A 12111-nucleotide genomic window follows, 5' to 3' on the forward strand; every position below is an offset into this window, starting at 1 on the left:
TCCACCACGGCGTCGTTGGCGGCACTGCGCGCCTTCCCCGGGCCACCGCGCTCCAGCAGGTCCAGCGAGGGCAGGGCGTAGGTGATGTCGCCGGAGAGCTGGAGTTGCTCGGCGCGCGGGGGCAGCTCCCGTGGGCTCGCGGGGGCGGCGGACTTGGTCAGGTCGGGCACGCCGGCGTCGTCCGATGGCTCGTCCGGGGTGCGGTGCGAGTCCGCCGCCTCGTCAGCGGTGGGTGGAGCCGGCTGCGAGCCGCGTGCTGCCGGCACCGGGGTGGTCTGGCCGGGACCGCGGTCGACGGTGACGCCCTGGGTGAGGTCGGCCACAAGCGGGGAGGGCGGCATGCCGTGCAGCACGGCGCCGTCGAGCGCGGCGGCGGCCGCGGCGGCCACGTCGACCGCGTCGCGGGAGCCGTCCGAGGCGCCTGTGGGGGCCTGGCGCGTCTTGCGGCGCTTGGAGAGCGCCTGCTCCTCCGCCTGGTCGTGGCCGGGCGCCCCGAGCTTGTCCTGGCGTGGCTTGCGGCCCCGGCGTGGGGCGGGCTCCAGTGTCTTGCGCCACTGCTCGTCGTAGCGTGCGTCGTCGTCGGTGTCGTCCTCGACGTCGTCGAGGTGGTCCGCCTCGTCGGTGTCCGGGTGGAGGAGGCCGAGTGTGCCGCCGAGCTGCCGTAGCCGCCGCGGGATGGTGTTGACCGGGGTGGCGGTGACCACCAGCAGTCCGAAGACGGTGACGAGCACCAGCAGCGGTACCGCGAGAACGTCGCTGAGCAGGTGCGTCAGCGGGGTGGCCACGCCCCACCCGATCAGTCCGCCGGCGTCCCGGATGCCCTGCATGCCGTCGCTGCGTGCCGGTGCCCCGCAGGCGATGTGCACTTCGCCGAGGACGCCGATGACCAGTGCGGACAGGCCGATGACGATCCGGCCGTTGGCTTCGGGCCGCTCGGGGTGGCGGATCAGGCGGACGGCGATGGCGGCCAGCAGGATCGGCACCAGCAGGTCGAGTCGTCCGAAGGCGCCGGTGACCAGCATCTCCACGAGGTCGCCGACCGGGCCTTGCAGGTTCGACCAGGTGCCGCCGGCGACGATCAGCGCGGTCCCGAGCAGCAGGAGCGCGAGGCCGTCCTTGCGGTGGGCGGGGTCGAGGCCCTTGGCGCCGCGCCCTATGCCCCGCAGCAGGGCACCGATGGTGTGCGCGAGGCCGAGCCACACGGCGCGCACCACGCGGTAGACGCCCCCGGTGGGACTCGGGGCGGGCTTGGGTGCCGGTTTGGCGGCCGCCTTCTTCGCGGGTGCCTTCTTCGCCGGCGCCCTTTTTGCCGGCGCCTTCTTCGCGGGCCCCTTTTTCGCTGCGGCCTTCTTCGCCGCGCCTTGTGCCGGCGCGGTCGCCTTCTTCGCCGACGTCTTCTTGGCTGCGGACTGACGTGGGGCCATAGGGGTGAGATTACCGCCGCGAGGCCTGGTGGACACGCGTGCCCACGCTTCACCCGTTCGTGTCGCGCTGTGCGGGTGACTCGACCTGACGGGGCGTCATGCGGCAGGGCGGCCGACGGGACCGACCGTCATACCGGCACCGGTCGCGTCGTGTTCATCCAAGCCGCCTCACGCACGGCGGCGCCTTCTCCGGGCCTGCAATGGCGCCGGCCCCGCAAAGGCGCCTACGCGGGCGCTCGAGGGCGCCGTCAGTTCTGCGCGGGCAGTGTCGACGCGCCGTTGCCCGTGCCTGGCTCCAGGGCGTCCAGGGCGCGGCGCAGGCCGGTCAGCTTGCGCTCGAGGTGGGCTGCGGTCGCCACCGCCGACGCATCCGCGGATTCGTCGTCCAACTGCTTGGAGAGGGCTTCCGCCTGCTCCTCGACGGCCGCGAGACGCGCGGACAGCTCGGCCAGCAGGCCGGCGGGCTCCTTCGCCTCTCCGACGGGCTCCTTGCCGTTGCCTTCGAGCTGGAGCCTCAGCAGGGAGGCCTGCTCACGCAGCTGGCAGTTCTTCATATAAAGCTCGACGAACACCGACACCTTGGCGCGCAGCACCCACGGATCGAAGGGTTTCGAAATGTAATCCACTGCGCCGGCCGCGTAGCCGCGGAAGGTGTGGTGCGGGCCGTGGTTGATCGCGGTGAGGAAGATGATGGGGATGTCGCGGGTCCGCTCACGGCGCTTGATGTGCGCGGCCGTCTCGAAGCCGTCCATGCCCGGCATCTGGACGTCCAGCAGGATGACCGCAAAGTCGTCCGTGAGCAGCGCTTTGAGCGCTTCCTCCCCGGACGATGCCCTGACCAGCGTCTGATCGAGCGCAGAGAGGATGGCCTCCAGCGCCAGCAGATTCTCCGGCCGGTCATCGACCAGGAGGATCTTGGCCTTCTGCACCATGGCCCGCCCTCCTCGCCCCGGCATGGGGCCTCCCCTGTCCGCAGGACTTGGGGCGGCATTCGCCGCCCCGGGGGACGACTCCCTTACGCCGTCCGTCCTTGTGCCGGTCATCGTAGCCGCACCCCGCCTGTCGCCACACCCTGTCACCGTCATGTCACTGTGCACGCATCACAGCACACCCGGGAAACGTCCGGCAGGGCCCGGAAAGTTCCCCGGGAGCCGTGATACCACACGGCGTTCAGCCGCGTTCAGGCTACAACTTCGCTACCCGGGAAACGTACGCCGGTGGCTCCTCTGGCATATGCCGGCTGATAGATCCGTCACTCCTCCCGCATCCAGCGCTCCATCACGGACAGCAGATGGTCCGGATCGACCGGCTTGGTCACGTAGTCCGAGGCGCCGGACTCGATGGCCTTCTCACGGTCGCCCTTCATGGCCTTCGCGGTGAGCGCGATGATGGGCAGCCCCGCGAACTGCGGCATCCGCCGGATCGCCGTCGTCGTGGCGTACCCATCCATCTCGGGCATCATGATATCCATCAGGACAACGGCGACATCGTCGTGTTGTTCCAGGACCTCGATGCCCTCGCGACCGTTCTCCGCGTACAGCACGGACAGGCCGTGCTGCTCCAGGACGCTGGTGAGCGCGAACACGTTGCGGATGTCGTCGTCGACGATCAGCACCTTCTCGCCGTCGAAACCGGGCACCTGCACCGGTGCCGACGTCGTGTCCCGATCCGCGTCGGACTGCTGGGCCTGCATGGGCGCGCTGTCCGCGCCCGGCATTTCGGCGGGCTCCTTGGGCGGCTCCACGACCGGTTGCCCGGCGGGGGGCAGCTGCGCGGGCTGCGCCGGGGGCGCCACGGCCCTGCGACGGCGCCGGAAGAGCGCGGCCGGCCCGGTCTGCGAGTCCTGGTAGGACTTCACCTCCGCGGGCATGCCCTCCAGGACCGCCAGCGTGTCGCCGGGCTCGATGGACGGCGCGAGCTGCGCGTACCCCTCGGGCGGCAGCTCGCTCGGGTGCAGCGGCAGGTACAGCGTGAACGTCGAGCCGCGGCCCGGTTCGCTCGCCGCGTTGATCTCGCCGCCCAGCAGCCGTGCGATCTCCCGGCTGATGGACAGGCCGAGACCGGTGCCGCCGTACTTGCGGCTGGTGGTCCCGTCGGCCTGCTTGAACGCCTCGAAGATCACCCGCATCTTGCTCGCCGCGATGCCGATGCCCGTGTCGGTCACCGAGAACGCGATCAGCTCGCCCTCCGGATCGCTCAGGGCCCCGGTCTCCAGCAACTGTTCGCGAATGGCAATCGGCACGTCCGCGCCGGCCGGCCGGATGACCAGCTCCACCGCGCCCGAGTCGGTGAACTTCACCGCGTTGGACAGCAGGTTCCGCAGCACCTGGAGCAGCCGCTGCTCGTCGGTGTGGAGGGTCGCCGGCAGCTCGGGCGAGACCCGGACCGAGAAGTCCAGACCCTTCTCCGCGGTCAGCGGCCGGAACGTCGCCTCCACGTAGTCGACGAGCTGGACCAGCGAGATGCGCGTCGGAGAGACGTCCATCTTGCCCGCCTCGACCTTCGTCAGGTCAAGGATGTCGTTGATCAGCTGGAGCAGGTCCGAGCCGGCGCCGTGGATCGTCTCCGCGAACTCGACCTGCTTCGGCGAGAGGTTGCCCTCCGCGTTGTCGGCGAGCAGCTTGGCCAGGATCAACAGCGAGTTGAGCGGGGTGCGCAGCTCGTGCGACATGTTGGCGAGGAACTCGCTCTTGTAACGCATCGAGACGGCGAGCTGCTCGGCACGCTCCTCCAGGACCTGGCGGGCCTCTTCGATCTCGGTGTTCTTCACCTCGATGTCGCGGTTCTGCTGGGCCAGCAGCTCGGCCTTCTCCTCCAACTCGGCATTGGAGTTCTGGAGCGCCTTCTGCCGGCTCTCCAGCTCCTCCGAGCGATCCCGCAGCTGCTCGGTCAGCTCCTGCGACTGCTTCAGCAGGATCTCCGTCTTGGTGTTGACGCTGATCGTGTTGACGCTGGTGGCGATCATCTCCGCGATCTGGTTCAGGAAGTCCTTCTGGATCTGCGTGAACGGCTGGAACGAGGCCAGCTCGATCACGCCGAGGACGGTCCCCTCGAACAGCACCGGCAGCACGATCACATGCGCCGGAGGTGCCTCACCGAGTCCGGAGGAGATCTTCAGGTAGCCCGGCGGCACGTTCTCCACCAGGATCGTCCGCCTCTCCTGCGCCGCCGTCCCGATCAGGGTCTCGCCCGGCTTGAACGAGGTCGGCATCGACCCCATCGAGTAGCCGTAGCTGCCGAGCATCCGCAGTTCGTAGGAGTCGCCGGTGATGGTGGCCTGCGGGTCCTGCGCGTCGTCCGTGGGCACCGACAGGAAGAAGGCGCCGTGCTGCGCGGAGACCACCGGCGTCAGCTCGCTCATGATCAGCGAGGCGACGTCCTCCAGGTCACGGCGGCCCTGCATCAGACCGGAGATGCGGGCCAGGTTGCCCTTGAGCCAGTCCTGCTCCTTGTTGGCGATGGTGGTGTCGCGCAGGTTCGCGATCATGGTGTTGATGTTGTCCTGGAGGACCTGGATCTCGCCGGAGGCGTCCACGTCGATCTTCAGGTTGAGGTCGCCGCGGGTCACCGCGGTGGCCACGGCGGCGATCGCGCGCACCTGGCGGGTGAGGTTGCCGGCCATCTCGTTCACCGACTCGGTCAGGTCGCGCCAGGTGCCGTCCACGTCGCGCACCCGCGCCTGACCACCCAGCTGGCCTTCCGTGCCCACTTCGCGGGCCACCCTGGTGACCTGCTCGGCGAAGCTGGAGAGCTGGTCGACCATGGTGTTGATGGTGGTCTTGAGCTCCAGGATCTCACCGCGCGCATCGATGTCGATCTTCTTGGTGAGATCACCCTTGGCGATGGCGGTGGTCACCATCGCGATGTTTCGCACCTGGCCCGTCAGGTTCGACGCCATCGAGTTCACCGACTCGGTGAGGTCCTTCCAGGTACCGGCGACGCCGGGCACCCGCGCCTGACCTCCCAGGATGCCGTCGGTGCCGACCTCGCGGGCCACTCGGGTCACCTCGTCGGCGAACGACGACAGCGTCTTCACCATGGTGTTCACCGTGTCGGCGAGCTGGGCGACCTCGCCGCTCGCCTCGACCGTGACCTTCTTGGTCAGATCGCCGTTGGCGACCGCCGTCGCGACCTGGGAGATGTTCCGCACCTGGCTGGTGAGGTTCTTCGCCATCAGGTTGACGTTGTCGCTGAGGTCCTTCCAGATGCCGGTGACGCCCGGCACCCGGGCCTGGCCACCCAGCTGGCCCTCCGTACCCACCTCACGTGCCACCCGGGTGACCTGGTCGGCGAAGGCCGACAACTGGTCCACCATGGTGTTCACGGTGGTGACCAGCTCCAGGATCTCGCCCCGGGCGTCGACGGTGATCTTCTTCGACAGGTCGCCCTTGGCGACCGCGGTCGTCACCTCGGCGATGTTGCGCACCTGGATCGTCAGGTTGTTCGCCATGAAGTTGACGGACTGGGTGAGGTCCTTCCAGGTGCCCGAGACACCCTGCACCTCGGCCTGGCCGCCGAGGATGCCCTCGGTGCCGACCTCGCGGGCCACCCGGGTCACCTGCTCCGCGAAGTTCGAGAGCTGGTCGACCATGGTGTTCAGGGTGTTCTTGAGCTCCAGGATCTCGCCGCGGGCATCCACGTCGATCTTCTGCGACAGGTCACCACGGGCCACCGCGGTCGCCACCTGGGCGATGTTGCGGACCTGGGTGGTGAGGTTGCCGGCCATGCCGTTCACCGAGTCGGTCAGGTCCCGCCACACACCGGCCACGCCCGGCACCTGCGCCTGGCCACCCAGCCGTCCCTCGGTGCCGACCTCGCGGGCCACCCGGGTCACCTGGTCGGCGAAGGCGGACAGCTGGTCGACCATCGTGTTGATGGTGTTCTTCAGCTCGAGGATCTCGCCGCGCGCGTCCACGTCGATCTTCTGCGACAGGTCGCCGCGCGCGACGGCCGTCGTGACCTGGGCGATCTGGCGGACCTGGGAAGTCAGGTTGCCCGCCATGAAGTTGACGGAGTCCGTCAGCTCCTTCCACGTGCCGCTGACCCCGTCCACCCGGGCCTGACCGCCGAGGCGGCCCTCCGTGCCCACGTCCCGCGCCATCCGCGTCACCTGGTCGGCGAAGCTGGAGAGCTGGTCCACCATCGTGTTGACGGTGTTCTTCAGCGCGAGCATTTCGCCGGAGACGTCGACGGTGACCTTCTGGGACAGATCACCGTTGGCCACCGCCGTCGTCACCTGGGCGATATTGCGGACCTGCCCGGTGAGGTTGCGGAAAGCGGTGTTCACCGAATCGGTGAGATCCTTCCACGTGCCCGCCGCACCCGGCACCTGAGCCTGGCCGCCCAGCTCGCCTTCCACGCCGATCTCTCGCGCCACACGGGTGACTTCGGCACCGAAGGACGAAAGCTGATCCACCATCGTGTTGACGGTGTTCTTGAGTTCGAGCATTTCGCCGGCGACATCGACGGTGACCTTCTGCGACAGATCACCATTGGCCACCGCCGTCGTCACCGCGGCGATGTCCCGCACCTGAGTGGTCAGATTACGGAAAACCGTGTTCACCGAATCGGTGAGATCTTTCCACGTGCCCGCCGCACCCGGCACATTCGCCTGGCCGCCCAGCCGGCCCTCGGCGCCGACCTCGTTGGCCACGCGGGTCACCTCGTCGGCGAAGGTGCGCAGCGTCTCCGTCATCTGGTTGATGGTGTCGGCGAGCTGAGCGACTTCGCCACGCGCCCGCACGGTCACCTTCTGTGACAGGTCGCCGCTGGCGACCGCGGTGGTGACCTGCGCGATGCCCCGCACCTGTGCGGTGAGGTTGCCGGCCATGAGGTTCACCGAATCGGTGAGGTCCTTCCACACACCCGCCACACCGGGCACCCGGGCCTGCCCCCCGAGCTCGCCCTCGGTGCCCACCTCGCGGGCGACCCGCGTCACCTCCGACGAGAACGACGAGAGCTGGTCCACCATCGTGTTGACGGTGTTCTTCAGCTCCAGCATCTCGCCGGCCACTTCGACCGTCACCTTGCGTGACAGATCACCACGCGCCACGGCGGTCGTCACGAGAGCAATGTCACGCACCTGGGCGGTGAGTCGCTCGGCCATGGTGTTGACGGAATCCGTGAGGTCTTTCCAGGAACCGGACATTCCGCGCACCTGCGCCTGTCCGCCCAGCTTGCCCTGGGTGCCCACTTCACTGGCCACCCGAGTGACCTCGTCGGTGAACGTGGACAGTTGGTCGACCAGGTTGTTGACGGTCCGCCCGACCCTCAGGAACTCGCCGCGCAGCGGCCGGTCGGCGCCGTCGGAGGCCTGCGATCGCAGCTCCATCCGCTGGTCGAGATCGCCGTCGGCCACCGCCGTCAGCACCCTGCCGACCTCGGCCACCGGCCGCGCCAGATCGTCGACCAGGGCGTTCGATGCCTTGATCGCGGCTGCCCAGGAGCCCTCGCCGGCCCCGGCCTCCAGCCGCTCTGTGAGTTTCCCCTCACGCCCCACGACCCGGCGCACGCGCGAGAGCTCACCCGTCAGATGAACATTGCGCTCGGCGACTTCATTGAACACGGCCGCAATCTCGGCCATGACGTCATCGCCCGAGACGGTGAGACGTTTACGAAAGTTGCCGTCCCGCATCGCCTCCAACGCTGCGAGCAACCTCTGCAGCGCAGCCGTGTCCACCGCGGTTGTCCCGTTCCGCCGGGAAGTGCGCGGCTTACTGGGCGACTGTCCACCTCGTGCGTGCGTGCTGGTGCTGCGCACGCCTCCGCCAGTCTCCACCGTGTCCCTCCTGCGGGGGTCGAACCTATTGCTCGGGCTCTCGAAGGTTGTTGCGTGTTCTTGCGTTGTTCCCTCTAGAAGCCTGCCCAGTGTTTCACCCATGCGGAACCCGGCCATAACAGTTCGGCAGCTTCCCACACCGTCCGCACACCTTCTGGGCGGAAACTCTTACGGGCGGCATCCGCATAGACCGCGAAGGTAAGTAACCTTGCCTGCGGCTGTCCAACCACGCCGAGTGCGATGGCTGGGAGGCGGGGCACGAGTACGAGCGGTAATCGGAGGGGCGGCCGCACATGACCACCGGAGTGCAGCGGCCCGGGGCGCAGCCCCCGGGCCGGCCTGACGAGTACACCGATCGGCAGGCCTGGCACGTCGAGACCCGGACGAGGAGTTCTGTGATCACCGCGCGCGCGGCAGCCACCTTCGAGCCCTTGGGACGCTCCGTCGCCACCGCCCGCTCCTTCGTGCGCGACACCCTCCAGGGCTGGGGCCTGACCGACATCGCCGACGACGCCGTCGTGCTCACCAGCGAACTCGTCACCAACGCCGTCGTGCACGCCGGCACCTCCGCGGAAGTGCTCTGCCTACGCGCCACCGACGGTGTCCGCATCGAGGTCTCCGACCGCTACCCGGAGCGCGAGGTCCCGGTCCAGAACTCCCCCATCGACATGGGCAGCCCCGAGAGCGAGGGCGGCCGCGGTCTTCAGCTGTGCGCGGCGCTCGCCAGGCGCTGGGGAGTCGAGTACACCCCCACCCACAAGAACGTCTGGTTCCAGCTCGCCTCACCGGACCGCCCCGTGGGCACCCGCACCGCGGGCCCGCCCCTGCCGGTGAACCTCCTCCCGCTCGCCGGCGGCCGGGTACGCGTCGCCGTCGTCCAGATCGACCGCACCGGCTCCGTCGCCTCCTGGAACGAGGACGCCGAGGAACTGTTCGGCTACCCGGAGGAACAGGTCGCCGGCAAGCCGCTGACCGACTTCGCCGCCTGGCCGCACACCCCCGGCACCAGCACCGGCATCGCCGACGCCCTCCAGCTCTCCCGCTGGGAGGGCAGCTACGGCATCCGCAGCGCCTCCGGCCGTGTCGTGCCCGTCTACGGCTCCCACCTGCGGGTCCGTGACGCCGACGGCGAGCCGTCCACGGTCTGCCTGCTGGTACGCGACCACGAGCGCGCCGTTCTCCAGACCCCCCTGCGCGCCCCTGCTTCGGACGGCTCCGGCGAGACCGCGACCGTCGACCCCTTCGAGGTCTTCATCGGCTCGCCGGCCCCGGAGGACCTCGACGGCCTGCTCCAGCGCACCGTGGAACGCGCACGCGACATGCTCGACGGCGACGCCGCCTTCCTGCTGCTCGCCACCGACGACGAGACGGAGCTGGAGGTGCGCGCGTCCACCGGGTTGCCCTCGGCACGCCAGCGCTTCGCCCGTGTCCCCGTCGAGGCCGGCCACGGCGGCCGCTTCGGCTCGGCGCGGATGCCGGCCGTCCACGAGGACCTCAGCGTCGTCCAGGGCGCCGTACCGCTGCTCGACGGCACGGGCATGCGGTCCGTCGTCACCGTCCCGCTGAAGGTCGAGGGCCGGCTCACCGGCTCCCTGGGCGTCGCCGCCGAGGCACCCGCCCGCTACTCGAACGAGGAGGCGCTGCGCCTTCAGTTCGCCGCCGACCGCATCGCCCTCGCCGTGGAGTCCGCCCGCCTGGGCGAGCTGGAGCGCCTGCGCCGCGGCTCCCTCTCCTTCCTCGTCGAGGCCTCCGATCTGCTGGCCGGCACCCTGGACCGCGATCAGACCTTGGCCCTCATGGCCCAGATGACGGTTCCCACCCTGGCCACCTGGTGCGCCGTCTACACCATCGCCGACCAGTCCTCCGAGCCGTACCTGTCCTACGTGCTGCACGAGGACGAGGAACGCATCGACGGCCTCAAGGAGCTGCTGTCGAAGATCGACCCGCCGGACCCGGTGCCCACCCCCGGTGCCCGTGTCTGGTCCGCCCCCGCGGAGGCCGCACACCAGGCCGCGCTGCGCACCTCCCTGCGCAGTATCGGCGGCAGCGAGCCCACCAGCGTCTCCGCCGGTATCGGGCCGACGCTGGCCACCGCTTCCGCGGTCGGCGGTGAGACCGTCGTGCTTCCCCTGGTGGCCCGGAACCGCGTCATCGGCATGCTCACCCTCGGCAAGCCCTCCGAGGACCATTTCCGCCAGGAGAACCTGGAGCTGGCGGAGGACCTGTCCCGCCGGGCCGCGCTGGCCCTCGACAACGCCCGCCTGTACTCGGAGCGCACCGCCATCAGCCAGTCCCTCCAGCGCAGCCTGCTGCCGCCGGAGCTGCCCGAGGTGCCGGGCGTCGAGGTGGAGGTCATCTACCGCGCCGCCGGCGAGGGCAACGAGGTCGGCGGCGACTTCTACGACCTGTTCCCGATCAGCGACGACAGCTACGGCTTCGCCATCGGCGACGTCTGCGGCACAGGTCCCGAGGCGGCCGCGGTCACCGGCCTCGCCCGCCATGCGCTGCGCCTGCTCGCCCGTGAGGGCTTCGGCGGCCCGGCCGTTCTGGAGCGTCTGAACGCCGCCATCCTCGACGAGGGCGCCCGCAGCCGGTTCCTCACCCTGCTCTACGGGGAGCTGCGCCCGCAGGAGGACGGCAGCGCGCAGTTGAAGGTGGTCTGCGCGGGCCATCCGCTGCCCTTGCGGTTGCGCCAGGACGGCACCATCGTGCCCGCCGCCGAGCCTCAGCCACTGCTCGGTGTCATGGACGACCTCGACCTGTACGAGCAGACGGTGACCCTGGAGCCCGGCGACGTCCTGCTGTGCGTCACCGACGGTGTCACCGAACGCCGCGAGGGCACCCGCATGCTCGGTGACGACGGCCTGGTGGAGGTCCTCACCACCTGCACGGGTCTCACGGCCGGCGCGGTCGCCAGCCGCGTCCTACGGGCCGTGGAACGTTTCGCTTCGGACGCCCCTTCCGACGACATGGCGATCCTGGCCATGCGGGTACCGGAGCCGCACCAGGACTGAGAAGCGGGCTCAGGCCTGCTGCCGTGGCACTTCCGGTCCGGCTGCGGCGGCCTCTGTTGGTGCTTGACGCGCCGTCATCACGCAGGTTGCAGCAGGCCTCCGAGGGCGTTGCAGGCGGCGATGATGCGGCGTAGCTCGCGGGTGTGCAGGCCGGCGTGCACCGGCAGGGACAGTGTCTCGTCGGCGGCCCGTTCGGTCTCCGGGAGACGGATGTCGCGCCGGAACTCCGGGAGTCGGTGCACGGCCGTCTTCACGGGCACCCGGCATGCGACTCCTCTGGCCCGTGCGGCGCGCGCGAAGGCGTCCCGGTCGGGTCGCCCGTTGCCCGGCACCCGGACCACGTACTGCCGGTACGTGTGCCCTGGGCTGTCTTCGGGGGTGAGAACTCCGGTGAGCCGCAGGTCCAGTAGTGCCGCGTACGCTCGGCGCTGTGTCACCACGTCCTGGGGAACGGGTGGTTGGCCGGCGTGCGCGGCGCCGGGCTGGGGCGGCTCGGGCATGGCCTCGGGGTCGCCGTGTTCGAGGGTGAGCAGGCCGTGGCGTTCGCCCAGCGCGTGCAGTCGCGCCAGGTCGGCCGGCCTGCCGAAGCGGTGTACGGCGATCACGGCGGCCGTGCGTGTGTTGACGGCGGCGGCCACGGCGTCCGGGTCGAGGCAGTAGGTCAACGGGTCGATGTCGACGAAGACGGGGAGCGCCCCGACGTGTGCGACGCTCTCGGCCACCTCGACATTTCCGAAGGCGGGCACGATGACCTCATCGCCCGCTCCGACGCCTGCCGCACGCAGCAGTTCAAGAGTCCCCATGCCTGGAGGGTCTCCAGGCTACGTGAACGAAGAGTAAAGTCCGGAGAAATAAAAATGGTCCCGGAACCGAAGTTCCGGGACCATTTTCAAAG

The 12111-nt window shown here is 69.7% G+C and carries 5 protein-coding genes; 1 reads left to right on the forward strand and 4 read right to left on the reverse strand.

The genetic code is table 11. The annotated features are described in order from the left end of the window. The 3 genes from NQO67_RS43240 to NQO67_RS43250 form a co-directional block, all read right to left on the reverse strand. Positions 1–1424, reverse strand: a 1424-nt coding sequence (locus tag NQO67_RS43240; protein WP_255956148.1) for a DNA translocase FtsK 4TM domain-containing protein, incomplete at its 3' end; no start/stop codon positions are given. A 248-nt stretch (positions 1425–1672) separates the two neighbouring features. Then, entirely contained in the window at positions 1673–2356 is a 684-nt protein-coding gene (locus NQO67_RS43245; protein WP_255956149.1) for a response regulator, read from the reverse strand. Between the two features lie 320 nt (positions 2357–2676). Next, positions 2677–8103, reverse strand: a complete 5427-nt coding sequence (locus tag NQO67_RS43250; RefSeq protein WP_374119314.1) for a HAMP domain-containing protein — start codon at positions 8101–8103, stop codon at positions 2677–2679. Positions 8104–8495: 392 nt separating this feature from the next. Between NQO67_RS43250 and NQO67_RS43255 the strand changes: the two genes are divergently transcribed. Further along, positions 8496–11216: a SpoIIE family protein phosphatase gene (locus NQO67_RS43255; protein WP_255956150.1), complete on the forward strand. Its 2721-nt coding sequence runs from the start codon at positions 8496–8498 to the stop codon at positions 11214–11216. A gap of 77 nt (positions 11217–11293) precedes the next feature. Here the strand turns inward: NQO67_RS43255 and NQO67_RS43260 are convergent, their stop codons facing one another. Next, positions 11294–12019 (reverse strand): DegT/DnrJ/EryC1/StrS family aminotransferase, encoded by a 726-nt coding sequence (locus tag NQO67_RS43260; protein WP_255956151.1) that lies wholly within the window; start codon positions 12017–12019, stop codon positions 11294–11296. Positions 12020–12111 lie beyond the last annotated feature (92 nt).

This window comes from Streptomyces odontomachi (genome assembly GCF_024435355.1).
Lineage (GTDB): Bacteria > Actinomycetota > Actinomycetes > Streptomycetales > Streptomycetaceae > Streptomyces > Streptomyces odontomachi.

What these genes read in the sequence shown, in the direction of transcription:
- NQO67_RS43245 (WP_255956149.1), bottom strand. Translation starts at nt 2,356, where the DNA reads ATGGTGCAGAAGGCCAAGATCCTCCTGGTCGATGACCGGCCGGAGAAT.
- NQO67_RS43255 (WP_255956150.1), top strand. Translation starts at nt 8,496, where the DNA reads ATGACCACCGGAGTGCAGCGGCCCGGGGCGCAGCCCCCGGGCCGGCCT.
- NQO67_RS43260 (WP_255956151.1), bottom strand. Translation starts at nt 12,019, where the DNA reads ATGGGGACTCTTGAACTGCTGCGTGCGGCAGGCGTCGGAGCGGGCGAT.